The 25,110-nt window shown below is 45.2% G+C and carries 30 protein-coding genes and 1 other annotated feature; of the genes, 21 read left to right on the top strand and 9 right to left on the bottom strand.

Annotated features, from left to right (window positions below; genetic code table 11):
• Positions 1–19: 19 nt before the first annotated feature.
• The 4 genes from KNO96_RS02325 to KNO96_RS02310 all read left to right on the top strand — a co-directional run bounded on the left by KNO96_RS02325 (position 20) and on the right by KNO96_RS02310 (position 4,338).
• The gene (locus KNO96_RS02325) at positions 20–958 is read left to right on the top strand and encodes a carbohydrate kinase family protein (RefSeq protein WP_026826024.1); all 939 of its coding nucleotides are present in this window, start codon (positions 20–22) and stop codon (positions 956–958) included.
• Positions 959–960: 2 nt separating this feature from the next.
• Complete coding sequence (locus KNO96_RS02320; protein ID WP_214702084.1) at positions 961–2,391, top strand: sucrose-specific PTS transporter subunit IIBC; 1,431 nt, start codon at positions 961–963, stop codon at positions 2,389–2,391.
• Positions 2,392–2,410: 19 nt separating this feature from the next.
• Positions 2,411–3,829, top strand: a complete 1,419-nt coding sequence (locus tag KNO96_RS02315) for a glycoside hydrolase family 32 protein (protein ID WP_214702082.1) — start codon at positions 2,411–2,413, stop codon at positions 3,827–3,829.
• A 95-nt stretch (positions 3,830–3,924) separates the two neighbouring features.
• Positions 3,925–4,338, top strand: coding sequence for a YhfM domain-containing protein (locus tag KNO96_RS02310; RefSeq protein WP_214702080.1), 414 nt, complete (start codon positions 3,925–3,927; stop codon positions 4,336–4,338).
• A 32-nt stretch (positions 4,339–4,370) separates the two neighbouring features.
• Here the strand turns inward: KNO96_RS02310 and KNO96_RS02305 are convergent, their stop codons facing one another.
• Entirely contained in the window at positions 4,371–5,216 is an 846-nt protein-coding gene (locus KNO96_RS02305; RefSeq protein ID WP_214702078.1) for an alpha/beta fold hydrolase, read from the bottom strand.
• Positions 5,217–5,332: 116 nt separating this feature from the next.
• On the opposite strand from KNO96_RS02305, the gene KNO96_RS02300 reads away from it, so the two are divergent.
• From KNO96_RS02300 to KNO96_RS02280, 5 genes are all read left to right on the top strand, one after another.
• A complete protein-coding gene (locus KNO96_RS02300; protein WP_214702077.1) occupies positions 5,333–6,340 on the top strand; it encodes a helix-turn-helix transcriptional regulator in 1,008 nt (335 codons plus the stop codon).
• Between the two features lie 200 nt (positions 6,341–6,540).
• Positions 6,541–7,401, top strand: a complete 861-nt coding sequence (locus tag KNO96_RS02295) for a metal-dependent hydrolase (protein WP_214702076.1) — start codon at positions 6,541–6,543, stop codon at positions 7,399–7,401.
• Positions 7,402–7,409: 8 nt separating this feature from the next.
• Positions 7,410–8,174 carry a DUF817 domain-containing protein gene (locus tag KNO96_RS02290; protein WP_214702075.1) on the top strand — a complete coding sequence of 255 codons (765 nt, stop codon included), beginning with the start codon at positions 7,410–7,412 and terminating at the stop codon, positions 8,172–8,174.
• An 85-nt stretch (positions 8,175–8,259) separates the two neighbouring features.
• The gene (locus tag KNO96_RS02285) at positions 8,260–8,685 is read left to right on the top strand and encodes a hypothetical protein (RefSeq protein WP_214702074.1); all 426 of its coding nucleotides are present in this window, start codon (positions 8,260–8,262) and stop codon (positions 8,683–8,685) included.
• A gap of 141 nt (positions 8,686–8,826) precedes the next feature.
• Entirely contained in the window at positions 8,827–9,348 is a 522-nt protein-coding gene (locus KNO96_RS02280) for a hypothetical protein (protein WP_214702073.1), read from the top strand.
• Between the two features lie 401 nt (positions 9,349–9,749).
• On the opposite strand, the gene KNO96_RS02275 is transcribed toward KNO96_RS02280, so the two are convergent.
• Positions 9,750–10,052, bottom strand: coding sequence for a hypothetical protein (locus KNO96_RS02275; protein ID WP_214702072.1), 303 nt, complete (start codon positions 10,050–10,052; stop codon positions 9,750–9,752).
• A gap of 206 nt (positions 10,053–10,258) precedes the next feature.
• On the opposite strand from KNO96_RS02275, the gene KNO96_RS02270 reads away from it, so the two are divergent.
• From KNO96_RS02270 to KNO96_RS02255, 4 genes are all read left to right on the top strand, one after another.
• Complete coding sequence (locus KNO96_RS02270; RefSeq protein ID WP_214702070.1) at positions 10,259–11,119, top strand: ABC transporter permease subunit; 861 nt, start codon at positions 10,259–10,261, stop codon at positions 11,117–11,119.
• Positions 11,119–12,159 (top strand): ABC transporter permease, encoded by a 1,041-nt coding sequence (locus tag KNO96_RS02265; RefSeq protein ID WP_214702068.1) that lies wholly within the window; start codon positions 11,119–11,121, stop codon positions 12,157–12,159. Before KNO96_RS02270 ends, KNO96_RS02265 begins: the two co-directional genes overlap by 1 nt.
• Before the next feature lie 104 nt (positions 12,160–12,263).
• On the top strand, positions 12,264–13,175 hold the full coding sequence (locus tag KNO96_RS02260) for an NAD(P)-dependent alcohol dehydrogenase (protein ID WP_214702066.1): 912 nt from the start codon (positions 12,264–12,266) through the stop codon (positions 13,173–13,175).
• Between the two features lie 266 nt (positions 13,176–13,441).
• The gene (locus KNO96_RS02255; protein WP_214702065.1) at positions 13,442–14,131 is read left to right on the top strand and encodes a glyoxalase; all 690 of its coding nucleotides are present in this window, start codon (positions 13,442–13,444) and stop codon (positions 14,129–14,131) included.
• Positions 14,132–14,152: 21 nt separating this feature from the next.
• Here the strand turns inward: KNO96_RS02255 and KNO96_RS02250 are convergent, their stop codons facing one another.
• On the bottom strand, positions 14,153–14,962 hold the full coding sequence (locus KNO96_RS02250; protein WP_214702063.1) for a GGDEF domain-containing protein: 810 nt from the start codon (positions 14,960–14,962) through the stop codon (positions 14,153–14,155).
• 218 nt (positions 14,963–15,180) lie between these two features.
• On the opposite strand from KNO96_RS02250, the gene KNO96_RS02245 reads away from it, so the two are divergent.
• The 3 genes from KNO96_RS02245 to KNO96_RS02235 are packed head-to-tail and all read left to right on the top strand — an operon-like array spanning position 15,181 to position 17,014.
• On the top strand, positions 15,181–15,696 hold the full coding sequence (locus KNO96_RS02245) for a Rossmann-fold NAD(P)-binding domain-containing protein (RefSeq protein ID WP_214702062.1): 516 nt from the start codon (positions 15,181–15,183) through the stop codon (positions 15,694–15,696).
• Positions 15,697–15,713: 17 nt separating this feature from the next.
• Positions 15,714–16,100 (top strand): NUDIX hydrolase, encoded by a 387-nt coding sequence (locus KNO96_RS02240; RefSeq protein WP_214702061.1) that lies wholly within the window; start codon positions 15,714–15,716, stop codon positions 16,098–16,100.
• On the top strand, positions 16,097–17,014 hold the full coding sequence (locus KNO96_RS02235; RefSeq protein ID WP_214702060.1) for an alpha/beta fold hydrolase: 918 nt from the start codon (positions 16,097–16,099) through the stop codon (positions 17,012–17,014). The genes KNO96_RS02240 and KNO96_RS02235 overlap by 4 nt, the downstream gene beginning before the upstream one ends.
• 1 nt (position 17,015) lies before the next feature.
• Here KNO96_RS02235 and KNO96_RS02230 read toward each other — a convergent pair whose 3' ends face one another.
• The 6 genes from KNO96_RS02230 to KNO96_RS02205 all read right to left on the bottom strand — a co-directional run bounded on the left by KNO96_RS02230 (position 17,016) and on the right by KNO96_RS02205 (position 21,566).
• Complete coding sequence (locus tag KNO96_RS02230) at positions 17,016–18,248, bottom strand: MFS transporter (RefSeq protein WP_353047576.1); 1,233 nt, start codon at positions 18,246–18,248, stop codon at positions 17,016–17,018.
• Positions 18,249–18,306: 58 nt separating this feature from the next.
• Positions 18,307–18,560: a binding site (T-box leader), on the bottom strand.
• A gap of 209 nt (positions 18,561–18,769) precedes the next feature.
• Entirely contained in the window at positions 18,770–19,174 is a 405-nt protein-coding gene (locus tag KNO96_RS02225; RefSeq protein ID WP_214702058.1) for a nucleoside 2-deoxyribosyltransferase, read from the bottom strand.
• An 18-nt stretch (positions 19,175–19,192) separates the two neighbouring features.
• Positions 19,193–19,477 carry a hypothetical protein gene (locus tag KNO96_RS02220; protein ID WP_214702056.1) on the bottom strand — a complete coding sequence of 95 codons (285 nt, stop codon included), beginning with the start codon at positions 19,475–19,477 and terminating at the stop codon, positions 19,193–19,195.
• Complete coding sequence (locus KNO96_RS02215) at positions 19,470–19,940, bottom strand: helix-turn-helix transcriptional regulator (RefSeq protein WP_214702055.1); 471 nt, start codon at positions 19,938–19,940, stop codon at positions 19,470–19,472. The genes KNO96_RS02220 and KNO96_RS02215 overlap by 8 nt, the downstream gene beginning before the upstream one ends.
• A 29-nt stretch (positions 19,941–19,969) precedes the next feature.
• Positions 19,970–20,266 (bottom strand): hypothetical protein, encoded by a 297-nt coding sequence (locus tag KNO96_RS02210; protein ID WP_214702054.1) that lies wholly within the window; start codon positions 20,264–20,266, stop codon positions 19,970–19,972.
• Positions 20,267–20,360: 94 nt separating this feature from the next.
• Positions 20,361–21,566, bottom strand: coding sequence for a cation:proton antiporter (locus tag KNO96_RS02205; RefSeq protein WP_214702053.1), 1,206 nt, complete (start codon positions 21,564–21,566; stop codon positions 20,361–20,363).
• 118 nt (positions 21,567–21,684) lie between these two features.
• On the opposite strand from KNO96_RS02205, the gene KNO96_RS02200 reads away from it, so the two are divergent.
• The 5 genes from KNO96_RS02200 (at position 21,685) to KNO96_RS02180 (ending at position 25,060) form a co-directional block, all read left to right on the top strand.
• Positions 21,685–22,053 carry a PH domain-containing protein gene (locus KNO96_RS02200; RefSeq protein ID WP_031423744.1) on the top strand — a complete coding sequence of 123 codons (369 nt, stop codon included), beginning with the start codon at positions 21,685–21,687 and terminating at the stop codon, positions 22,051–22,053.
• 99 nt (positions 22,054–22,152) lie between these two features.
• Entirely contained in the window at positions 22,153–22,833 is a 681-nt protein-coding gene (locus KNO96_RS02195) for an LPXTG cell wall anchor domain-containing protein (RefSeq protein ID WP_214702052.1), read from the top strand.
• A gap of 6 nt (positions 22,834–22,839) precedes the next feature.
• Positions 22,840–23,508, top strand: a complete 669-nt coding sequence (locus tag KNO96_RS02190) for a hypothetical protein (RefSeq protein ID WP_214702051.1) — start codon at positions 22,840–22,842, stop codon at positions 23,506–23,508.
• A 79-nt stretch (positions 23,509–23,587) separates the two neighbouring features.
• On the top strand, positions 23,588–24,070 hold the full coding sequence (locus tag KNO96_RS02185) for a GNAT family N-acetyltransferase (protein WP_214702050.1): 483 nt from the start codon (positions 23,588–23,590) through the stop codon (positions 24,068–24,070).
• A 9-nt stretch (positions 24,071–24,079) separates the two neighbouring features.
• Positions 24,080–25,060, top strand: coding sequence for a Gfo/Idh/MocA family protein (locus tag KNO96_RS02180; protein WP_214702048.1), 981 nt, complete (start codon positions 24,080–24,082; stop codon positions 25,058–25,060).
• The last annotated feature ends 50 nt before the right edge of the window (positions 25,061–25,110 follow it).

Raw genomic sequence — 25,110 nt, 5'->3', positions numbered from 1 at the left:
ATTTATGGAGGTGGACGATATGAACACCGTACATTGTATCGGCGAATTGTTGATTGACTGGGTATGTGAAGATGCGTCAAGCGATCTCGTTAAAGGGACGACGTTCGTCAAGAAAGCAGGAGGCGCACCTGCGAATGTCGCGGCAGTCGTCAGTAAGCACGGGGGACAATCGAGTTTCCTCGGACAGGTTGGAGATGACCCGTTTGGTCTCTTCTTGAAACAGACGTTGATCGAGAACGGCGTCCGAACAGAAAACCTTGTGGAATCTGGAAATACGACATTTGCATTCGTATCGATTCAAGAGGACGGAGAGCGGGACTTCACATTCCGTCGCGGAAGTGACGGAGAGTTCGCTTTCGAGTCGATCGACTTATCGGTAATCGAGTCAGGAGACATCATTCATTTCGGCTCGGCGACAGCATTACTTGATGGAAAATTGAAAGACGCGTACTTCAAGTTATTGCAATTTGCAAAGCGGGATGGCTTGTTTATCTCGTTCGACCCGAACTATCGAGATGCATTGATCACGGACCTCGAGCAATTTAAACAAGATGCGAGACACTTCATCGCGGAATCGGACTTCATTAAATTGAGCGAAGAAGAAGCACACTTGTTAACCGGAGAAGAACAACTAGAAGACGCTGTTCGTGCACTGCTTGAATTAGGTGCAAAACAGATTGCCATCACACTAGGGTCTCGTGGGACGTTGATTGCGACAAGCGCGCATCATGAAATCGTTCCTTCAATCTCAATCGACAGTGTCGATTCGACGGGAGCGGGAGATGCGTTCGTCGGTGCCTATTTGTATCGTTTGGCGACACTCGGATTTGATTCGGCGCGATTACTGGCTGACATTGAATATGCAAACGTAACAGGAGCATTGACTTGTACGGCATACGGCGCTATACCAGCCATTCCATCACGAAAACTTGTAAATGAAACGTTAGGAGGGAAATGAAAATGGATTACAAAAAAGAAGCAGCATCAATCTTAGAGGCGATTGGTGGGAAAGAAAACGTTGCGGCAGCAGCCCATTGTGCGACTCGCCTCCGTCTCGTATTGAACGATGAGTCAAAAGTCGATGAGAAAGCACTCGAACAACTTGATGTTGTCAAAGGAACGTTCTCGACGGGAGGACAGTACCAAATCATCATCGGACAAGGTACCGTCAACAAGGTATACACAGAGTTCTCACAGATGACTGGTCTTGGAGACATGTCAACGACAGACGTGAAGTCAGCCGGAGCGAAAAAGATGAACCCGCTCCAACAGTTCGTCAAAATGTTATCCGATATCTTTGTTCCAATCATCCCGGCCATCGTCGCCGGCGGTCTCTTGATGGGGATCAACAACTTATTGACGGCACCGGATTTGTTCTTTGACGGACAATCGTTGATTGATCAGTATCCAGGCATGGCGGATCTCGCAGCGATGATCAATACGTTCGCAAACGCTGCCTTCGTCTTCTTACCAGTACTCATAGGGTTCTCCGCAGCCAAGCGGTTTGGTGGTAATCCATATCTTGGTGCGGCACTAGGAATGATCATGGTTCACCCGGACTTGATTAACGCATATGCACAGGCAACGGTTGAAGACATTCCGGTTTGGAACATCTTCGGTCTTGAGATTGAAAAGTTAGGATACCAAGGACAAGTCTTACCAGTCCTCGTCTCGACGTATATTTTATCGAAGCTTGAAATCAACATCCGGAAGTTCATGCCGGCGTCACTTGACATCTTGCTTACGCCATTACTTTCACTTCTCTTCACAGCGTTCATCACGTTCGCTTTCGTGGGTCCAATCACACGTGAAGCAGGGAACCTAATCATTGATGGATTGGTGTGGACGTATGATTCACTCGGATTCGTCGGTGGCTTGATCATGGGTCTTCTCTACGCCCCAATCGTGATCACAGGGATGCACCATAGCTTTATTGCGATTGAGACACAGCTTCTCGCTGATATCGCCGAAACAGGCGGATCGTTCATCTTCCCGATCGCTGCAATGTCGAACGTCGCGCAAGGAGCGGCTACTCTTGCGGTCTTCTTCTTGACTCGCGATAAGAAGATGAAAGGTGTAGCTTCTGCATCAGGGATTTCAGCATTACTTGGAATCACAGAGCCTGCCATGTTCGGGGTCAATTTAAAACTTCGTTATCCGTTCGTTGCAGCCATCGTCGGTTCAGCCATCGCGTCCGCGTTCATCGTTGGAAACGACGTATTGGCAGTAGCGCTTGGTGCTGCTGGATTACCAGGGATCATCTCAATCGCACCGGGGTCAATCATCTCGTATATCATTGGCATGGCGATTGCATTCGCTGTGACGTTCGGGTTGACATTCATCCTTGCGAAACGACAAGCAAAAAAAGAAGCGGTCAAACAAGCCGCGTAACGAAAAAGGAAGTGACACTATGAATTGGACGAAGGCCGAACGTTATCGTTCACTCCGTGACGTGAGCGCCCTCGAGATGGAGGTGCTCCGTGCAAAGACGACCGCATCCCCATGGCGGTTTGGATACCACATCCAGCCGCCTACGGGCCTCCTCAACGACCCGAACGGCTTCACGTATTACGATGGAGAATACCATTTATTTTATCAATGGTTTCCGCTAGGGCCAGTTCACGGTCTCAAACATTGGTACCATGTCAGTTCAACCGATCTCGTCCATTGGACAGACCGCGGGGTGGCGTTAGTCCCTGAAACGAAAGAAGATTCCCACGGTGCCTACTCTGGAAGTGGTTTCGTTGTAGACGACACCCTTCATGTGATGTATACCGGGAATCATCGCACAGACGATTGGACGCGTCACGCCTCGCAAATTATCGGTGTATTGCGTGACGGGATGATTGAACGTCGCAATGTGGCCATCCCGGATATTCCAGCAGGCTATACGGAACATTTCCGTGACCCGAAGGTGTGGGAAGAAGATGGAACGTATTACGCGATTGTCGGTGCGCAACGCACGGATGAGACGGGATGTGTCGTCTTATATCGTTCGACAGATTTAAATGACTGGACGTTTTTAGGTGAAGTAAAGACCGAACTCGAAGAGTTTGGTTACATGTGGGAATGTCCTGATGTGTTCGAACTTGACGGGAAACACGTGCTCATCTTTTCTCCGCAAGGGATCAAGCCCGAGGGTCATCGCTACCACAACATCTATCAGTCCGGATATTTGACCGGTGACCTCGACTTGAATACGAGTACATTCAACCACGGTGCATTCGAAGAATTGGACTTCGGGTTTGACTTTTACGCCCCGCAAACGACGGAGCATGATGGCCGTCGCATCTTAGTCGGTTGGATGGGCTTACCGGAGATTGAATATCCGACAGACCGGTACGGCTGGGCGCATGCATTGACGCTACCTAGAGAGCTGTCTCTTGAAAATGGCGTATTGAAGCAACGTCCAGTCCCTGAAATGAAGCAACTCCGAACTAATCATTTCGTAAATGAATCAGGCGCGCATATCGAAGTGATTTCGCCCGAACGTTATGAATTGGAATTGTCGACGTCCGGAGAAGACTTCGAGCTCGAACTGTTGAAGACAGAAGATGAGTCGCTCGTGATTCGGTACGAGAAAGAAACACAGGAATTGACCATCGATCGGACGAATGCGGGTGAACCGTTCGCAACCGAGTTCGGGACGACCCGAACAATAGTGCTCGATGTCACGTCTTTACATCTGTTCGTCGACTCGTCGAGTGTCGAATGTTTCGTCAACGACGGTGACGCCGTGGCAACGCTTCGTGTTTTCCCAAATGATGACGAGAAACGGATTCGCTATGTCGGAGAGGATGCAACTTTGGTTGGTTGGAAATATGAATGAGTGTAAAAGCTGAGCGATTGCTCGGCTTTTTAATTTTGCAAATGTTGAAACCGTTTTGATTGATAATACGTACATTAGACGAGAGGAGTGAAATGATGGATAAATGGATTCGGTGGGCAGGTGAAATTCGTAAGGCGACATTGTCTTATAAAATCGACACGGAAGAACTTGAACGAGAGGAAATGGAGTGCGTGATGATTGCTGAGTCAACAGCGCGCGGAACAATGAATCCAGTAGTAGCGTTAGAGTTTCACGAATTGGATCAGGTTAAGGTGTTCGCGGAAATGCTACGAAGTTCAGAAGAAATCGAAGAAATCGAAATCGAAGTGGCACCCGATTTTGATCTTACGGTGCAATATAAAGGTGGAGAGAAAGAGCGTTATCAGCTTTGGCTCGGTCAATCGAACCGTCCAAGTGTACTCGCGGGATTTAATCGAGCAGGCAGTCTATGGAAGTTGCCAGAACATACGACCAATCATTTGATACAAGTTTTGGGATTGGATGGTTAATAGAGAAAAAGCACCTCTTGTGTTGAGATGCTTTATGAGTTAAATCGGATGAATCGTTCGATTTGTCGCTCTGACTTTCTCGCGTGCCGTCCGACCCAAATCAAGTGACCGGGACTGTTCAGAATCGATAGTTGAGCATGTGGGATTAAGCGCTTCGCGTAATGGGCATGGCGAACCGGAACGGCCTTATCGTTTTTGGAATGGACGATATAGGTCGGGCAGGTGACACCGATTAAGACCTCACTTGAAACACGTTGTTTCAAATCGAACTGTGCACCGAGTCCAAACGCCATCTGATTCGCGACACGTTTGAGGAGGAAGATGTCGTAGGGTGACACTTCTTCCCGAATCGTGTCGAGCGTCAAATCGCTTGTCGATTGAATCATCCGAGCCGTCGCCTCAAACGGGTGCTTTTGGATGGCACGAGCAATGAACTGTTTCATGATGTATTGAAGCGCGATGAATGCCGGCTGGACGATATTCCGACTGACCGTGTCCCGATATGGAAAATCGACGATACTCGTCACGGCTGCAGCAAGTGTCAGACTGAGCACGGCCGGATTTTGTGAGGCGAGTTCGATGGCGGTCGGTCCACCGGCAGAAATACCATATACATGATATCGGTCAATTTTTAGCATCTGCATCAAGTGATGGAGTTGTGTCGCAAACACTTGAGGAGATGCTGAAAAAGAGTACGGAGTTTCTCCATATCCGGGCCGAGATGGGACAATGACCCGGAAACCGGACAAAACGAGCTGGTCCACATGGTATGGTTCTAGACTCGAGGATTGGGTCCCATGAATCAGTACGATAACAGGACCGTGACCACGGTCTATATATTCAATTTTTGAGCCGTTGACGTGTGCATAATATTTCACTAGAGATGGCGCCTCCTTAAACAGTTTGTAATGGAAAATACCTTTATTTCGTGGAAATAAAATGATAATGTCTGTTTATACATAATTTAGATAGAGAAACGAAAGGGGATAGAACCGTGAATAACCGAGAGCGGTTACTTGAAGTTCGACGTTTCTTCGAACGTTACACGGACGAAGCGAATCCAAAGACACTAGAAGATTTGCTCGAATACTTGTCAACGATTGGAGATACTTCTAAGTTAGCAAAAAAATCGGTGAAAGACGATATCCAGGCACTGAATAATTCGGGGTTTGAAGTGCAGGATGAATTGGAGAAGAATGGTCTCGCCAAAAAATATTGGCATTCGGCCCGCTTATTTGAGATTCATGAACTTCGGATGATGGTCGATGCGATTGTCGCAGCGAAATTTATCTCGGAAGACGTGACCGAGGAAATCGTAGAGAAGCTTCAAATGCTGACGAGTATCCCTGAAGCGAAGACGCTACAATCGATCATCAAGACGCCGAAGAAAAAACACGGACACATTCCTTACCATATCGACCGAATCCAACGGGCCATTCATGAACGAAAAGCCATCTCGTTCCAGTATACAGACGTCGTCGGATTCGATGTGACGAAGCGAACGTTTCCACTTCGTCGTGACGGAGAACGATACGTCATCAATCCGATTGACTTGCATTGGAATCACGAGCAGTATTACTTGATTGGTATTGACGAATCGATCGGAGAAGTGCGAAACTACCGGGTCGACCGCATCGTCAACTCAGAGATTGTGGAAGACGGCACCATCCGTCCGAAACATCACCTACCTGATGATTACTATCAAAAGTCGTTCAATATGTATAATGGATCTGATGAACAAATCGTCTTGTCTGTCGACGAACGGGTACTCCCGGTCATCTTTGACAAATTAGGAGAAGATGTTTCCGTGTCCGAACATGGAGAACGATTCCTCATCCGTTTCGATGCGGCCGTATCTGACGGATTCATTTACTGGTTGCTCTCCTTAGGAGCACAGGTAGAAGTGGTCGAACCGCTCACGCTTCGTGATCATATGAAAGCAACGATTGAGAAGATGGCAACTACTTATGAAAATACAAGCATTCATTCATCCATCGAGTAAGCAGATGTGCTATACTGCTTGCGACACTAGATGAAGGGGGACAGGCGGATGTTGAATTGGATGCCATTGATCATTCCGATTGTCGCTGTCATTTTCGTAACGATCGTCGCAAGACGCGCCATGAAAATGGATAAAGAGAATTAATAAGAAGAGACATCGTCCAGGACTGGGAGATGTCTCTTTCGCTATGGAGGTAGAACGTGGATACGATTACGCATACGTTATTCGGTTTGACACTATATGGTGCAGCCGATAAACGTGATTTACAACAACATGAAAAACGAGCCTTGTTCGTCACGACACTCGTCGGGAGCCAAATCCCGGACAGCGATGTGATTTCTCGGCTATGGGACACAGAAGGCATGTATCAGATGTGGCATCGCGGCATCACGCACTCGGTTTTCCTCGTCCCGCTCTTTGCCTTGCTCATCTACATACTCGTTCGTCTCCTCTTTCGAGTGACAGATATCCGTTATTTTTGGTGGGCACTGTTGTCCGTGTTCATACACAACACATCTGACTTGTTCAATGCGTGGGGGACGGGTTACTTTGAACCGTTCTCGGACGTGAGGATTACGTTTGGTGTGATTCCAATTGTGGATTTCGTCTATTGGGGGATCTTCTTGGTTGCCTGGCTCGTCGCCCGTAAACAAGAAGTCCGCTATAAGACGTATCGGTATGCATGGGCGTCTCTCGTTTTGTATGTCGCGATTCAAAGTGCGCAAGGAGCTTACTTGTATCAGACATATGCAGATGAACATGACGAAGTGGCGCTATCGGCTTCATTTGTCCCGACCCAGTTCACCGTCATCACGAAGACTGACGAGAACGTATCGCTCTTTAAAGATTCCATTTATCAAGAAGCGACCTTGCAATACGAATTGACGAGTGCCGAAAAGACGAGTCTTGAGCCATTGTTTGAAGCGAATCAAGAGGCGCTTACTCTGACAAAATGGTCACCGTTCGTCGTCATCGTGGCAGACGAAGAACGGCTCGGCGTCTTTGACCCACGTTTTTATGACGGAGAGTCTTCATTTTTATATGAATACATCGAAAGGTAGGGCAACGGATGGGACGTATACGTTATCTCTTTATCTTTGCTTACGAACAGGCACTTAGTTGCATCTTTCCGGTTGCCATCTTCGGAGCGCTTGCCGTCACAAAATTTGTGGAGTTACCGCTCCCTCGATATGACGTCTTGCTCATCTGGTGTTTGTTCGTTCAGGTCGTCCTTGTGAAGACGGGACTTGAGACGATGGAAGAAGTGAAAGTCATCAGCTGGTTCCATGTCATCGGTCTCGGACTTGAATTATTCAAAGTGCAGATGGGGTCATGGAGTTATCCAGATGAGGCGTTCACAAAAGTGTGGGGCGTCCCGCTCTATGCCGGATTTATGTATGCGAGCGTGGGAAGTTATGTCGTTCAGGCATGGCGTCGTCTCGATTTACAGTTCACGCGAATGCCGAACCCAATTATCGCCTTCGGACTTGGCATTGCGATTTACTTCAACTTTTTCTGGCACCATATATGGTTAGACCTACGGTGGCTATTGATCGCACTCATTTTCTTAGCATTTGGTCGCTCGGTTGTCTCATACAGGCTTGATGACCAACGATTCAAAATGCCGGTCGTGCTGTCGTTCTTTTTGATCGCCTGCTTCATTTGGCTCGCTGAAAATATTGTGACCTTTTACAACGGCTGGGCGTATCCGGACCAATTGAACGGTTGGGCCATCGTCGATTTGGGTAAACTGTCCTCCTGGTTCCTACTCGTCATTATTAGTATCCTTCTTGTCGCTTGGCAAAAGCGAAAGCTAGAATATGAAATAACTTAAACTCGACGTATGTCGAGTTTTTTTGTGAGGGCACTGAATCCTTTTTTTGAAAATAGTCGTATTATAAAATGAGGTGATGGGGTTGTTGGAAATTGTACTCACTTGGTTCATAGGATTATTGTGTTTAGGATCTCTTGTCATCTATTGGAGAGAGTGGTGGAAGACACGCACTCGTGTGAAATTAGGACAAGTCTTTCTCGCTGTTTTCGCATCAGTTGCTATACTTGGAATGGCCGGGATGGAGACGCACGATCGCATGACGACGAATTACATCGTCGAGACGGGAGAATGTTATGTCGTCGATGACCGATCATCGAAAGGCCCATCGAACGTGACGCTATGGTTCGGCAAGCGATCATATGGTTTCAAAGAAATTCCCGACGTTGCATATGGACCGGGGCATATGTTTACATGTCGCGCGACGATGACGAAGCAGATGCAATCAGGAATCGATTATGAATTGCGCACACGAGATGGTGAATTATTGTATTCAACCAAGTTAGAGGATTGATGAGGTGACGGATACTTCCTTAAATTAAAATTCGTCAATTTTGAATTCACTTTTGAAAATGTATGAAAAAAGGAGAAAGATGTAAATAATTAAAGGGTAAATGGTATATTATACGTATGAATCATCATGGGGGGTATTGAGTTGCAGAAAATGCTTATTTGCTTGATCTTATTGATTGCGACCGTGAGTGGCTGCGGATTGGGTACATCGCAACAGATGCCAATCGAACTGTATAGTGGAAAACCCTTACATATCGCCGTGATCGGGGAACTACCGGAAGTTGAACTAGAACAGGTGAAATTCAATACGATATCTTTTCAAGAGTTAGAGAATATCAATACTATTTCTTCTGCATATGATGCCGTCTGCATCATGAACAGTCAATTTGATACAGCGGATCAAGAGAGATATGTAGAAGTCTATACGGCTTCAAGTATCCCGATATTCTTTATTGGTACGAAAAAGAGCTATCTTCCATTCGTATTTGAAGACATGAGGTACGATGATGCGCCAGACATTGAAGGGTACGCAGCTGGTTTTTTACAAAGAGACCAGGAACAGTTTCAGTTCTGGGGTTTTGAGTTGAACGACAACGAAGTAACCGAGCGGAATGTTTTAGATGCATATATGCGAACTTTTACAGTGATTAGTGAGTTACAGTAGTTGAGCGAGTAGCCAATCAGCTCTTAGCAACAATTTTTTCCAACTTCTTTGGTTTTGTTTATAAATGGAGTATCTACCGAAATTACACTTGCTAGAATGACTGTAGGTTGTGACATCGAGTTATTGTTAAACGAAAACGTGTTCGAGGCTAAAAATATAGCTTCGTACACGTTTTTATTGTCATTTTTTCTTATATGTACGCGATAAAAGTAGCATGATGCTGATGAAAGCCAGTCCACCAACCAAATTGGTAACGAACAACACGTAGTGAGACGATAAGAGACGGAGTGCGGCTTGGTATAAAAATGAAAATGCAATCACTGCAAAAATGAGAATTCCAAAAGGGTTAGCGAAAGTCGCAAATAATTTATTTTCCATCATCACGCTCCATTTATGATTATTTACTTTTTCGATTGCATCATGCGTGTCCGTTTTCTCTCTAAAAATATCGGAAGGAGATTCAAGAAAATTGCCGCAATCGTTAAAAACCATAACGCTCGTGACATGCCGGGCACAACATCCGATAAAGCAGCCCAGTCCTCCGCTTCGACCCACATGTTGACCAGGCTATATTCGGCGCATAACGTTAGCGCGGTCAAGGACAGCGCAATCGCCATCGGCAGTTTATAATCTTTCTCCATCATAAAGACAGTCAAGTTTAAAAGTGTGGCTCCAATCGCAGCCAGACCGAAAATAATCCACATCTGTTATCCTCCTAAATATTTCTATATGATTATCATAGCATACATTATCATCCACATTAATTTCTGAAAATTGTTTCTATTCACATAATAAATATGCTAGAATCAATGGAACATATCTTTGGATATAATTCCCTTTACAAAATGAAAGAACAGCGGACATCCTCTCACACGTTTGTTGAGATATGTAATTTAAAGGAGACAAAACTATGGGCTATATTGCACGAAAATCTGCACATCTTGTCATCGCATTTTTTGTCTTGATTGCGATTAGTGCCTTACCGACGCTCGTCGTTCAGACCGATTTTAGTCTGACGAATTACTGGAGCGGCATCCAACAACAGTTGGACCAACTGCAAAAGCTTGACGAGATTACATACTACAACATCACCGCTCAAACAGATTTACCTTTGTTGCCGGAACTTGGACCGCTCGTCAAAGAGTCGGTCATCATTTTTACGACAGCACTCGCCCTGTCGACTATGCTTGGTCTCATGTATGCCTACTTCTATTATCGTAGCGGTAGTCGTGTTCGCACGGTTCTACACCAAACGAGTCAGACGCTTGAGATGGTGCCTGATTTATTTTGGTTAATCTTTTCACAGTTTCTCGCCATCTCCATATATAAAACAACGGGATTTGACCGAATCGAAGTAGCTGGCGGTTATGCGGAATACATACGACTTCTACCGATTGTCACCTTGACACTTACGACGTTGTTTTTCTTTATCAAATGGCTGACGATTCATATCCATGAACAAGAGGCCATCCCTTACCTTGAACTTGCCCAAGCGAAAGGGATTCGACCGAGTGGACTATTTTGGAAGCATTTGTTGCCGAACATCATCTATCGCTTTTACCTCTTTTTTCGTTCAAACCTCATCACCATCTTATCGACGCTTCTCATCGTCGAATATTTATTTAACGTCCAGGGACTGTTTCGATTCGCCGCCTACAATCCACAGATGGAGATCTTGCTCGTCATTTTATTCGTCATCTATATCCCGATTTTTCTGTTGGATCTATTCATTGAGTGGATCATTCCGAATGCCTGGAAAGGAGGGATTTGATGCGTCGAGTATTATTACGTGATCCGATTTTTATCGTCTGTTTCGTCATCGTAGTCGGTCTATTGTTGATGAGTTTTGGAAATACCGTACTTCGTGATGGGAACGTTGACCAAACCCTTATGCTCTACTCGGATGAGGGGAGACTCATCGGAATCCCACCACTTGAACCGTCAAAAGATCAGTGGCTCGGGACGGATAATGCTGGATATGATTTGTTTCAGATGTTCGTCGAAGGTTTTAAGTGGACTGTCGGGATTTGTGCGATTGTCGCGCTTGGGCGCATGACGATCGGTTTATTGGTTGGGATTCCGCTTGCTTTCCGCGGAGCACGATTAAATCACTTCTTCAAAAAGTTGCTCGATGGATTCTTGATTTTACCGATTTCGTTACTCGCTTTGATGATGCTCGCGTCGACGATGACGTTTTGGGATTCGACACAAGTACCTCCACTATTGGAACGAGTGAAGATTGAATTAATCGTCTTAGTCGTTCTCGGGTTACCTGCCGTCACGTTATATCTCATCACGGAGATTCGCCAATTGCTACAACAAGAGTTCATGATTGTTGCCGAGACGCTTGGTGGGAGTGTCTGGCATCGTGTGAGACTACATCTCTTGCCCCACCTGATTCCGACGCTTGTCATCGTCTTTATGCAACAGTTCGTGCAGACGCTCATGTTGCTCATTCATCTTTCGTTGTTTGGGATTTTCTTCGGCGGAACGGTTCTATTACATGAAGGGATCATGCCGACCGTCTATGAATGGTCTTCGATGTTTGGATACTACTTCAGACAATTCACAGCGATGACATGGATGACCAATCATCTATTCCTTGTCCCGGCGATTGCGCTCGCTGCGCTTATTTTTATCTTTAATGTATTGACGAGCCGACTCGAACGGGCATTCCGTCTACGTCGTCAAGAACCAAGGGTGACCGAAATGAACGTCGCACAATCGGAAGCGGCTGCTGCGTCACTCGACAATCCGTTTTCACTCGTCGATGTGAGTTTATCAGTAAAGAATGAACCGGATGATCTCTGAAGATATCATCTGGTTTTTTTATGTGCCGAATCGACTGAACAATCATGATTGCGGGAACGTATATAAGAGAATGAGATGACAAGTCAGAAAAGGAGTGAATCGACGTGAAAGCTGCGATTTGTACGGCGTATGGGGGACCAGAAGTGTTCGTCATTCAAGACGTAGACCGCCCGAAACCTAAAAGCAATGAGCTACTGATTCAAGTACATGCATCGGCCGTTCACTCAGGAGATCGACGACTTCGCGCACTGGACGTTCCTGCACTCGGAAAATTACCGATGCGAATGGTGGTGGGGTACAAGGCACCAAGACAACCGATCCTTGGTGTCGTATTGGCAGGTGTAGTGGTAGAGGTCGGTGGCGGTGTAAAGAGCTTTCAAGTAGGGGACAACGTCTATGCGCTCACCGGGATGAGGTTTGGTGGATATGCTGAGTTTGCTTGCGTGAACGAATCGAAATGTGTGGTTCAGATGCCCGCGTATGCCAGCTTTATTGAGGCGGCGGCACTTCCGTTCGGAGGGACGACCTCTTTACATTTTTTACGGAAAGCAAACATCGAACGGGCGGCAAATGTTCTTATATATGGTGGATCAGGTGCGGTCGGCTCCACTGCCGTACAGATTGCAAAACATTTCGGCGTACATGTCACAGCAGTTTGCCATGAACGGAACATCGAGCTCGTGAAGCGACTTGGGGCAGATGTGGTCGTCGATTATACGAAAGAGGGGTACGACTTTGAATTAAATACGTATGATGTGGTGTTTGATGCGTCTGGAAAAATCGATAAACGATTAGCGAAAGCCCATGTGAGCGAGAACGGGACATTCAGTTCTGTTGCGGGACAGGGACCGGCGAGTGAACGCAAAGAGGATTTGATATTTTTGAACGAATTGTTTGAATCAGGAGCATTGCAACCCGTCATTGATACGGTTTATCCACTCGATGAGATTGTCGAAGCACACCGATATGTGGATCAAGGGAGAAAGGTTGGGAATGTGATTGTGACAGTCAATTAGGAATAAACACCAGAGGATGAGTTGTTGTTGATGCCATCAAGTGCAACGGATGGAACGCATGAATACGGATATCTGTTGTGTAGGAATATCTTTATTGGTTTAGATGGATAATAGACGCATAATCATTTGTCTATCATTTTCAATCCGATCGGGGTTGGGATGTTTATTGAATCATGGCTATAAAAGAATGTTATTTCACATACCATCAGTGTACAACTTATCATTGAATTGAACTTAATACAAAATTGTAACCGAGGAGGAATTTCATGAGAATCACAGAAGTTACACTTTACACGAACCGGCTTGATGAAATGAAACGTTTCTATGCGGAAAAACTTGAACTAACCGTCATTGAGGAGGATTCTACCCGATTTCGAATTGAATTTGGGGAAGATACCTTGATATTCCAAGGGGCTGTAATGGAGCAAGAGCGACAGTACCATTTCGCTATCAATATTCCGGCTAACCGGTTCAAAGAAGCGAAGGAATGGATCATGTCACGTGTCCCGCTTTTAACCGAAGATGGGGAGAACGAAATTTATTTTGAAGGAATCGATGCATCATCGCTTTACTTTTACGACGCGGACGAGAATGTCGTCGAGTTGATTGCTCGACATTCGATTAATCCGGAAAATAACATCGAGTCCTTTTCATCAAATGAGTTTCTTGGAATCGGTGAGATGAGTTTGACGGTAGAAGCCCCGTCTCTCGTTGCTCAAGCGTTTGAAAAGATTGGTGTGGAGCGGAGGGATGGTAACCCAGTCGACCCCCATCATTTAAACTTCATTGGTCCTCCAAATCACGATACATACATTCTGCTCGTACCTCGAGGGCGCGTTTGGCTCTTTTCACCAAAATTGTCGATTCCTAGCCCGATTCAGATGGTACTTGATCAACAATACATCGTCGAAATGGATGAGACACACGAATTTCATATTCACTCCATCAAAAAATGAGTTCACGATTGAACTCATTTTTTAGTCTTTAGATTCGACATAACGATAAATTTCTTCTAATCGTATGGTTGCGTTCTCTAAGTTCACCTCAAACGATTTGTCTGAGCATTCAACTGTGAGCGAATCGCCGTTCTGACGTGAATAATCTAGTAATAATGGTCTGATTCGTCCATGTGCAATTTGTGCATTTTCGATGGAGGTTCGAGGGAAAATCATGGCGAACGTGTCTTGTGCAACCCGATATTTCTTATCTGTCCGTCGAGTCGCTTCATGCAGCTCGTCACTAAAATAGTCCAAAAACCACTCATATTCACTTGAACCGTACCGTTTCTCAAAATCATCGAGAATCGGCAATGTGATGAATGCCACCACGAACGTTTCACCGTGGCGAATCAACCGATCCCGTTCAGCCTCTACATCCATCAAAAACCGATCTCGGTTATCAAAACCGGTCTCCGGGTCGATTGCAATCAACTGACTGACTCTCGCTTCCGCAACCTTTAGTGCAAACTGGGCATGAAACAGGTTGACTTGTAGCCAGTAAGACAAACCCGTCAAAACCGCTAATAGTAATAAAATGTATAGTTGCGCGGTAGCGGCCGTCGCATATACAGGCATGTTGATTAAAAAGTAAGCTGCGAATCCTAATAGAATGAGTACACCAGACCCGCGATGTATGAGCAAAGTTGAAAGATAAAGAATCGGAATACAGATCATCCACCAAACAGGTAGAAGATTCATGATCAGAACAGAGGAAAATAGAATACTACATGTCAACGATACAACGATGAGTGCAATCAGTTGTAGTGAACTCGTTGTCCAATGTCTCATAGGTATCCTCCCTCTTGAAAGAAATAAATTGCAATAGTAACACTATTATCCATTTTCCAAAATAGTGATTGTTCAAACCGATTCAAACACTTGATTCATTATAAGTGATTCATCCTGTTATGAAAGGCTTATTTTTGAAAAGACGTGAATGTTTCCGAACACTTCTTTACGAAAAGAAGAATGAATGATTGGTGTATAATGGAAATCGAGGTGATTGCATGAATCGAAAACACATATTGCTCGTCGGGGGGACGGGGATGTTGGCAGGACTCACATCTTATTTGGCAATCGACCATCATGTCACGGTAGTTGGACGAGATAAAGAAAAAATGGCAAACGTCGTACAACGAAATCCTGACACGTGTCATCCGCTGATCGTTGATTATCGTGAGGAGGAAGCACTTTCAAGCGGACTACAAAGAGCGGTGCGGCAAAACGGTCCGTTTGATCAAGTCATCGCCTGGGTGCATCGAGGCTCAGGAAAAGCGATACAACTCATTTTGGATCATTCGGAGACTGCAGAGGTGATACATATTTTAGGTAGTCGGGCGAATCCGGAATATGAGAAAAGTAGCTTATGTATTAATGAACTTCAACTATATCGTCAGGTTCAACTTGGTAAAATCCATGAGAAGGAATCCACGCGTTGGTTGACACATGAAGAGATTGTGGAAGGGGTTATTCGTGCGATTAAATATCCGACCGATTACCAATTAGTCGGTCGACTTGAATAGGAAGGAGTCATAAGATGATGAAACAATGGAGAGGTTCCGCTGCTTTATGCATCAACGAAGAGAAGGAAGTCCTGCTCGTAAAGAATCGTGACATACAACAATGGAGTTTGCCATCAGGTGGTCTAGAAGACGGAGAAACGCTGGAACAATGTTGTCAGCGCGAAGTGTTAGAAGAGACGGGTTATCGCATTTCTGTTAATCAACGACTACATATCAAACGAACCATCATATCAAACTTTCAGGTCGAGACACATTATTTCTTGGCAACGTGTGAAGAGCGGGTCGAGACCGCTAGGATTGATTCGGATATCGAGGAAGTCAATTGGTGGTCGCTTCAAGAGTTAGAACGATTAGACCATGCGTTTCCAGAGGATCTCGAATTGATTCGAAGGTGGGTTATATGAATAAATTGGTTAAAGTCAATGGGTATGATGTTGAATATCGTTTATTCGGTTCCGGGGAACTCCTTATCGTGGTCATGACAGGAATGGGAGGTTCATTCGAAGAGTGGGTTTCTCTTTCTGAACAATTAAGTGAGTCGTATCAAGTATTGCTTTATCATCGCTCAGGTTATGGTGAGAGTGAGATGAACAATCGTTCGAGTCGAACGTCATCTCATCTTCTTGAATGTACAGAATTGTTGGATGCCCTTCAGCTAAATCAACCAATCATATTAGTCGGTCATTCTTACGGAGGTCTGTGCGCGCAACACATGGCCAAACTTGTTTCGGATAGAGTAGTAGGAGTCGTACTCGTTGATTCCACTTCCCATAATCTTTCAATATTAGATGAGTTAGAAACTCCTGTAATGGATTGTCAGTATTCAGATGAAGATTGGCGGACGATGTGTCGTTCTTATTCAAATCTATCGAAAGAAGAATTAGAGCGACTCCATCAGCCAGAATTTTCACCCGAGCAACAAGGCTTATCATCAGATGCACGCGCACGTCTTAAACGATTTTATCAATCTCCGCAATTGTATAAAACGATGTTGGAAGAAGAATCGTTCTGGCGTGATGACGCCGCGATCATCAAACAAATGGGCACTTTTTCATCGATTCCGTTAATTGTCATCGGCAGAGACCATGAAGCGATGATTCAGGAAGGAATAAATAGTGGGATGCCTGAGTCAGAAATTCGCTTGCTAGAAGAGACATGGCATGAACTCATTCATCAACAGTTGAGATTATCAAATCAATCGGAACTCATCATCGCGGAAAATGCAGGACACCAAATTCATTTACAACGACAAGACACAATCATCGAAGCGATTCACCGATTAGAACAAGCCGGTCGCATAAAAACGACCGGTTCATGAATCAAGACGCTTCTTCAATTTGATTTTGAGTGAAATACTCCCGTTTCGAGCGGTCACGAATGACATACATCGTGTAACAACCGATTAGGAAGAAGACGATCGAGAATGCGAGATAGACTGGGCGAATCCCGATTATTTCGGCAAAGAGTCCAATTCCGAATGTGAGCAGGATGACGAATAGCGACTCTGCCACATTGACGACACCAGAGAACCGGCCCATGATTTCGACAGGAACATGGTGTTGATAGAATGACAAAAATCCGGTATTGGCGAACGCAAGCGCGAACGTAAGAATAAAAAATCCGATGGAAGCCATCGTGAACGAAGAAGAGCCTGCGAACAGGAGATAGCCGACTGGTGTCATGATTGCCCCGAATCCAATACAAAACGATAAGGATAAACGGTGACTCCATCTTGAATTGATGAGTGACCCAACGATTATTCCAATCCCAGCGATACTGACGAGAAATCCATATCGGCTCTCAGACAAGTGAAGGACTTGGGTCGCGAATGACGCTTCCAACGAGTCAAGTCCAGACATGAAGATGGTCATGACACAGAACAATCCATAGATGAGCGTCACGTATTTGGCATTAGATGCAAATCGGATGACTACCTTCCAATCATTCATAATCATCCGAATAGAGAATGGTTCAACAGACGCTTCTACTCGAAGATGAGATGGAAGGCGCGACAGCATACCAACCGAGACGATGAGTGCGAACGCGTTCACGAAGATCGCAGTTGTCGGGCTCCCGATTAGGAAGAGTAGTCCGGCAATCGTCGGACCTAAAATGAAACCACTTGACTGCACAAAATTTTTCATCGCATTGAACTTTTGTCGATTCGAGGCAGGTACGAGTTGCGTCATGTAGACCAGGCTCGATGATTCGAACAATGAACTCAAAATATTTAAGATGAAGACGACTCCATAGATGAGCCATAAAGATTCAATCCAACCTAAGCTGAATACGAAACATGCGCGCAGGACATCCAGCAACATCATCAATCGTCTCGTATCGACCCGGTCAATCAGGCTACCTGACCATAGATTCGAGATGAGTGATGCGAGTGGGACTAATACATAGAGAATCGAGACGGCGAAAGGGGATCCAGTCATCTCTAAGACAATTAAGTTGAGCGCGATAAAGTATACCCAGGCACCGAGATTTGAGATTCCGACACTGACGAGCAGCAGCGTAGAGGTTTTTCGAAACGAGTTCAAGTTAATCACTCCTTGTGTTTTTAATCACTTTCGGAACGCAAAAAAATCCCACCCCCAAGAACGAATTCTTGGGGACGAGATTCTCATCGTGGTGCCACCCCTGTTCGTCCGCACGTCACCGCACGAACCTTGTTCGGTACTGCCGAACGAGTCGGACTATACCTCAACTCTATAACGGGAGTGCCCGTCGCCATATCCCTCAGGGTGAGTTCCATAGCGCTGCTCGGAGTCTTGTTTCGATCAATCCTCTTTACCCCTTTTCACCGGACGGGGATCTCTACGAAAGATTCATTGATGTACTGTTCTCTTCATCGCGTTTGTCAGATTATTTTTAAAAGGATAGCATATTGAAAAAATATTGGAAACAACATTTTGGAGAAATATGTATCTCGTGCGAAATCTCTCCTAGGATATTCGAATCTTGCTTTAATTAGTAGTCGGATTCAATAGTTCGGCTCAACTGAACAAGCATTTCACGGAATGGGTAGGCTGTACCCCGGATCGATTTCGTGAGAATAAAGGGCATCAGCTCAAACGTGATTAGAGAGCTTCAATCGATCTTGAATTTGGTAGGGGAGGGCGTTGAACGGTCCCTCCAAGCGTTGTACCGCATCCACATGATAAAACGTGCTCGTCTCCTTCATATTCATCATCTGGTCACCCAAATCGTATAGGAAAACGTGTTTATTCATCCCGAGAGCAATCCCGAGTTCAACATGTGCGCCTTTACCTCCGGGCAAGAGGATGACGACGAAGTCCGCTGATTGAATTCCAGAAACCTCCTCTTCGCCAATCGAGCGTAATGCGTCAATCGATGTGACGCGTTCGTTTTGAGTCCAGTCATACGTATGGGTGTGACCGAGCGCAATCAGCTGATCACGGATGAAACGTACTTCTTCCTTATTTGAGAAGCTTGAACCGACATAAAATCGCATGTGAAAACCTCCAATTCGTTATAGATGATTCATCTGGTAAAGAGCCACTTTATAAAATAAAATGATCAACAAGCAGCAAAGTACAAGGAAAGAAATCACGCTAATCAGTACAAATTTCATCAAAGAAAGTGGAACGTATGATTGAATCAAGCGTGTCATATAAATCGACGAGAGAACGAGTAAGACGATTGTGCCGATAAACCAAATGGAACCAGTCATTACATTCGGAATCAGCCAAAAATAGGCGATTGTCATCACGATTAGACACAGAGTGACCATTAAATCTTTACGTTTTTTAGTCATCTAATCCCCCTCGTTGATGTTCCAACTTCAACCGCACCTGTTCGGCATCCTCTGCATCAAACGTACTGTACCACCTCACATGGTTGAGATCGATGATCCGATAATGTCCGCTGATGATATTTTGCTGAAGGGTGTAATGTGGACCTGACTCGATTGCATGCCAAAAGACACGTCCGCCGAGCGTCTTTTCTTTCGGCTCGTATGTGTTCTCGGTTGCGATCAGTTTGACGAACTCGACAGGATCGTCACCAATTAGGTGTATGAGAACCTCACTCTCATTGAACAGCGCGCATAGCGTCACAACCGTCGACCAACTCGCTTCATTCCGCTCCTTCTCGATTTGAATGAGCGTTTTTTTGGATATGCCGAGTAAGTTCGCCATCTCTTCCTGTGAATGCTGGGATTCGATACGAATCAATTTCATTTTTCGAGAGACTTGTTCAATAAATTCGGATTTTTGCATAAGCGCTCCTTCCTTCCTGTTTGTCTGAATTACAGCGTCGCTGAGCTAATGAAAATCAAGATCCACGAGATTCCGAGAAACACGGTGAATAAAAAGAGACAAACGATGACATAACAGCAAATATATTGCCAGTAGGACAACCGTTTTGATTGATAAAAATGGTATGTAAAACTAAATGTCGCAATCCCGATCACTAAGAAAGCGACGATATCCCAGATGATGCCGACCTTCAAGAACGATGGAGTCAGAAACGAAGCGATGAGTGCAAGCACGACCGTCACAATCCCCGTAGAGATGGCGGCGGATGGCGTTGTAGTATTTTCCAACAAATCACCTCCTAGTATATTACAAGTGTAATTTTACACTTTAAGTGATTGATGTCAATTATCTAAATAAAAAATCCTTCTGATGAAGGATTTTTTATGTGTCCTCTTTATTCGTTAAATAAGTTGTCAGTGGATAGACACCGATGCTTTGTAGCACAAGAGAGAGAAGAATGACGGCAAACGCGAGAGATATCATTTCGCTCGACCCGTCAATATTTTCTGCCTCTAGCCAGAGCACGAGGGCAATCGACATCGTTCCTTTGATTCCCGACCATGTGAGTAAGGAAGTCGCCGTTAAATCGTCTTTAAATTCCTTACGCCAGACGGGGACCGAATAGACGAGACCGCCGACGACGATGAACCGAGTCACGATTGAAAGCAGGAATAAAAGAACGGCGAACGTCCAAAGAGATACAGACAAGTATGCCGTTGCCTCGATTCCAATCAATAAGAACAGGAGGGCGAGCAATATTGGAATGACGATATCCCAGAAACCATCAAGATGACGCTGGACCGATTCGTAATTCGCTTTTGTTCCGAGTTCGTGTGACAATATCATACCTGCTGTCACCGTTGCGAGTACACCAGACACTTCTAGCGCATCGGCGAGATAGAAGGCGCCATATGCAGTCACGATCGTCAACATGACGAGCTCATGCTTTTTAAAGCTGACAATCATCAATCTCTTAAGTAAGAATCCAAAGATAAAACCGATCCCGATTCCTCCGGCAGACACAATCAAAAAATCAATTAAAAAGCTGAGCGTGGAGAATCGTTCTCCCGTCGCGAACATACTGAGAAAGATTGTGAAGATGACGACACTCGTCCCATCGTTCACCATCGATTCGCCTTCGACGACGTCCGCAATCCGCTTCTCCCCTTTACTCCGTTTTAAAATCGCGGTCACGGAAACGGGGTCGGTCGGAATCAAGATGGACGCTAATAAGAAGGAAGCGGTCAACGTGAGCGGGGTGAAGAGCTCGCTGATCCAAAACGTGCCATATCCCATCAAGATGGCGGTCAAGACAAGACCGACCGTACTTAATATCGCGATGATCCCAAAGTTATCTTTCAAGTCGTTATACTTAAATTGATAGGCCGACGTAAAAAGTAAAGCCGGCAGGAACACTTCAAAAATCATATCTTTCGTAATGAATACGGAATCAAAGAAAGTGATATAAGATAGTCCAATCCCAATCAAGACCAAGATGACCGGGACAGGGAAGTAATTTCGTTTGGAATCAATCAAATAAATGAGATAGCCAATGAGTAGTAATGTGATGAACTGTTGCGCGATCATGACGACGTCCTCCTCTACATCAACATGCTATACACTATCTTCCCATTCAAGGTCTAATCAAACGAGAATTGTGGAATATAGGGGATAGTACATTTAATTTACTCAGGGAGGAATCAACATGGGAAACCCGATTGGAGATTTATCTTGGACGTTTTATTCGGAGTGTGAGGTGCCGAGTGATATCACGGAGTCATTCATCGACGGGGAGCGGGCGGTCGCGGCTTATAAGACGGTGCGTGACGTCGCTGTCTTCACGAACAAACGCCTGATTGTCCGTGACGCGCAAGGGCTTACGGGGAAGAAGATTGAAGTCTACTCACTTCCGTACGACTCGATCAATATGTACTCGACGGAGAATGCGGGACGAATGTTTGACTTGAACTCCGAAGTTCAGCTGTTCACTCGCGCCGGAACAATTAAGATCAATCTAAATAAAAAAGTGGATGTGCGTAAGTTCGACCGACTGCTCGCAGAAGCAATTTTGTAAAACAGTGGACCGAGAGTTCTCGGTCTTTTCGTTTGGATTTTTCTGACAATCTCTTATCATACGTGATACGATCATACATAATGTGTGACGGAGGTTACGATGCGATTTAAAATCCGACTATTGATGGTCATGTTTGCTGGATTTATGTTGGTGACTGGATTTATCCATCTGGCCCGTCTATTTTGGGAATGGTTTCACGACCCGACAGACGGTGGAATTATACTACGTTTTTCTGGGAAAGATGGTGTTAGCGGCGACGCATTTGATGGGAAGTTCCGTAAGTGGAAAGATGAGGATCTTCAACTCTTAAATCATGACTTTCTAGACTATACGTTCGGATCAGGTGGGACGGTAACAGAGACGGGAAATTCAGTCTGGATGTGGTTCCTTATTGGAGGCTTGATCGTTCTCCTGATTTTGACGCTCAGCATGCTACGTAAAAGAAAGGGTGTCGTCTCGACCATTGATTTCTCGAGTAACGCCGTAAAACGAAGAGGGAGAAAGACTAAAGCAAAAGAGTTTGTAGAACCCAGTGAGATCCAATGGACCGATAACGCGATTCGGAATGCGCTCATCCAGTTCAATTTGGATTTGCCGATTTCCTCAAGACACCAATCGAATGAGACGGTGTTGGATTGGTTCAAGCGGATCGGTGTGGAAGAGGTGGACCTCTCGCCTTATTGGAAATCAAGATATATAGACGAAGTGGTGAGTGATGAAGAATCTAGACGGTTTCGAGAGGCATTACATTTCAAGCGATTGGAAGACGGTAAGGGGTGATTGTGTATGAACGATGAAATAGAGGTGGTTGATTCCGATACGCGCAAGTCAATGGGTTCAGCTCGTTTGGTCAAGTCCAATCATCACTTCTACATCCATTGGAATGGGTTGATCATGGACTTCAATCGGCATGAATATGTGGCGGGTATTCGAATCATTGACGAGAATCACTTGTTCATCTGGGCGTTTACGTTGGAAGGAGAACCAATCAATGCGTGGGTGCTAGATGTAGACGGCGACATCAAACATTCATTTCACGCAGGTAACGCGATTGAAGCGGTTGAGATCAATGATACCGGGATCTGGGTTGGTTACGGGGACGAGGGCATCTTTGGAGAAGGGATCTCGACCGAGGCTCTCGTCTGCTTCTCAAAAGAGGGAACCGTACGTTTTCAATATAATCAAGAGGTCAGAAAGGCCCCAGTTCTTCATGACTGCGACGTGATGTGTACGTCAGAGAATGGGGTATGGGTCATCTCTTCAATCGATGGTCGTCTCGTTCATGTCCATGCGAACGGGTGGATTGAAATATATCCGATGCCACGTCATCTCCTTGACTGTTCGTCGTTGATGATTGAAGACGGTGTTGCCTATGTCGAGAAAGAAGGACAAATTTATCGTTGGCCTTTTAAGGAGAAGAAGCGTGCCGAAGTCTTTCAGAATGATAACAAATGATAAGAGAGTATTTTAGCTCACTATATATTTCAAATACCGTATTTAATACCTAATTATTATGTAGATAGAGAAGAATTAAATGATCTTACCAATCCATTCTAATATGCAAGAAGACATTCGCAATTTTTTTGTTGAACAATGGGGTTCAGCTCAAATGGTCGTCTCCTCGGGAACCTACGATTGTACAGAGCTCGGAGGATTTGTCTACATGAATTTAAATCAAATTCACGGTCTTGTTACATATGTTATGAGAGATGAGGAAATAGAAATCATATCTCTTGATAGCCTGATGGAGAATTGTGGGATTGGCTCTCGCTTACTCCAGGCTGTTGAAGAAATTAGTATGAAGCATGGCGTTAAGCAATCAATTGTCATCACAACCAATGATAATTTGAGAGCACTCGGCTTTTATCAACATCGTGGCTATCGTCTAGAACGAATCATTCATGATGCGGTGACGAGAACAAGAAAACAGAAATCGACAATCCCACAAGTCGGATATGATAAGATTCCTTTATTGGATGAAATCCTACTCATCAAAAATCTGAAAGAACAGAAATGAGGAATTCACATGATCCGTTTTGGTATCATTGGTACAAACTTCATCACAGACTGGTTTATTGAAACAATCAATCAGTTGGATTACGTAGAAGTGACGGCACTTTACTCGCGCACGGAGTCGCGTGCTAACGAATATGCAGAAAGTCACTCCATTGTACATACGTTCACATCACTTGAAGAGATGGCGCAGAGTGATGTCATCGATGCGATCTATATTGCGAGCCCGAACTCGCTTCACGCCGAACAGAGCATCTTGTTCATGCAGCATGGCAAACACGTCCTGTGTGAAAAGCCGCTCGCCTCGAACGTTCAGGAAGTCACCCGAATGATTGAAGTCGCGAAGGAGAACCAGGTCGTCTTACTTGAGGCACTCCGTAATCTATTCATGCCGAACTTTGAACGGGTTCAACAGGCGATGGAGCGAATCGCTCCGGTACGTCGGGCCGTCTTCAATAAATCACAGTATTCTTCCCGATACGATTTGTATAAACAAGGGAAAAATCCGAATACATTCAATCCCGATTTTTCGAACGGGTCATTGATGGACCTTGGCGTCTATTTACTCGGTCCCGCCTTGAAATTGTTCGGTCAACCGAATGACGTCCAGGCGAGCGGTGTCAAACTCGAATCTGGAGTGGACGGAAGCGGGACGGTCATCCTTTCCTATGATGGCCTTGATGTAGTGGTCATGCACTCAAAGATCCATGCGACATCGACGCCTTCTGAGATTATCGGGGAAAAGGGACGCATCATCATCGATGATATTGCGACGTGCGATGATGTCCGTCTAGAGTTACGGGATGGCACATCAGAAATCATATCAGAAGCGCAGAACGCTCCGATGTCATATGAAATCGAAGCGTTCGTCCGAGCAATTAAAGCGGAGGATACAGAAACGGCTGTGCACTCAGCGACCGATATGATTCGCTTAGCTAATGTGATGACGACCGTGCGCAAACACGTTGGTGTGGTCTATCCAGCAGATAAATAAATATAAAACAGTCCTTGATGTCGTCTGCACATCAAGGACCGTTTCCATTA

The organism is Exiguobacterium sp. s89 (assembly GCF_018617735.1).
Taxonomy (GTDB): Bacteria; Bacillota; Bacilli; order Exiguobacteriales; family Exiguobacteriaceae; genus Exiguobacterium; species Exiguobacterium marinum.
Note: the sequence above shows the minus strand (reverse complement) of the source record. Positions and strands in the feature narration are given on the sequence as shown.

Excerpts from the sequence above, each read along its gene's own strand:
- KNO96_RS02325 (WP_026826024.1), top strand. The coding sequence starts at position 20 with ATGAACACCGTACATTGTATCGGCGAATTGTTGATTGACTGGGTATGT.
- KNO96_RS02320 (WP_214702084.1), top strand. The coding sequence starts at position 961 with ATGGATTACAAAAAAGAAGCAGCATCAATCTTAGAGGCGATTGGTGGG.
- KNO96_RS02315 (WP_214702082.1), top strand. The coding sequence starts at position 2,411 with ATGAATTGGACGAAGGCCGAACGTTATCGTTCACTCCGTGACGTGAGC.
- KNO96_RS02310 (WP_214702080.1), top strand. The coding sequence starts at position 3,925 with ATGGATAAATGGATTCGGTGGGCAGGTGAAATTCGTAAGGCGACATTG.
- KNO96_RS02290 (WP_214702075.1), top strand. The coding sequence starts at position 7,410 with ATGGGACGTATACGTTATCTCTTTATCTTTGCTTACGAACAGGCACTT.
- KNO96_RS02275 (WP_214702072.1), bottom strand. The coding sequence starts at position 10,052 with ATGTGGATTATTTTCGGTCTGGCTGCGATTGGAGCCACACTTTTAAAC.
- KNO96_RS02270 (WP_214702070.1), top strand. The coding sequence starts at position 10,259 with ATGGGCTATATTGCACGAAAATCTGCACATCTTGTCATCGCATTTTTT.
- KNO96_RS02265 (WP_214702068.1), top strand. The coding sequence starts at position 11,119 with ATGCGTCGAGTATTATTACGTGATCCGATTTTTATCGTCTGTTTCGTC.
- KNO96_RS02255 (WP_214702065.1), top strand. The coding sequence starts at position 13,442 with ATGAGAATCACAGAAGTTACACTTTACACGAACCGGCTTGATGAAATG.
- KNO96_RS02250 (WP_214702063.1), bottom strand. The coding sequence starts at position 14,962 with ATGAGACATTGGACAACGAGTTCACTACAACTGATTGCACTCATCGTT.
- KNO96_RS02245 (WP_214702062.1), top strand. The coding sequence starts at position 15,181 with ATGAATCGAAAACACATATTGCTCGTCGGGGGGACGGGGATGTTGGCA.
- KNO96_RS02240 (WP_214702061.1), top strand. The coding sequence starts at position 15,714 with ATGAAACAATGGAGAGGTTCCGCTGCTTTATGCATCAACGAAGAGAAG.
- KNO96_RS02235 (WP_214702060.1), top strand. The coding sequence starts at position 16,097 with ATGAATAAATTGGTTAAAGTCAATGGGTATGATGTTGAATATCGTTTA.
- KNO96_RS02225 (WP_214702058.1), bottom strand. The coding sequence starts at position 19,174 with ATGCGATTTTATGTCGGTTCAAGCTTCTCAAATAAGGAAGAAGTACGT.
- KNO96_RS02220 (WP_214702056.1), bottom strand. The coding sequence starts at position 19,477 with ATGACTAAAAAACGTAAAGATTTAATGGTCACTCTGTGTCTAATCGTG.
- KNO96_RS02215 (WP_214702055.1), bottom strand. The coding sequence starts at position 19,940 with ATGCAAAAATCCGAATTTATTGAACAAGTCTCTCGAAAAATGAAATTG.
- KNO96_RS02205 (WP_214702053.1), bottom strand. The coding sequence starts at position 21,566 with ATGATCGCGCAACAGTTCATCACATTACTACTCATTGGCTATCTCATT.
- KNO96_RS02200 (WP_031423744.1), top strand. The coding sequence starts at position 21,685 with ATGGGAAACCCGATTGGAGATTTATCTTGGACGTTTTATTCGGAGTGT.
- KNO96_RS02195 (WP_214702052.1), top strand. The coding sequence starts at position 22,153 with ATGCGATTTAAAATCCGACTATTGATGGTCATGTTTGCTGGATTTATG.
- KNO96_RS02190 (WP_214702051.1), top strand. The coding sequence starts at position 22,840 with ATGAACGATGAAATAGAGGTGGTTGATTCCGATACGCGCAAGTCAATG.
- KNO96_RS02185 (WP_214702050.1), top strand. The coding sequence starts at position 23,588 with ATGATCTTACCAATCCATTCTAATATGCAAGAAGACATTCGCAATTTT.
- KNO96_RS02180 (WP_214702048.1), top strand. The coding sequence starts at position 24,080 with ATGATCCGTTTTGGTATCATTGGTACAAACTTCATCACAGACTGGTTT.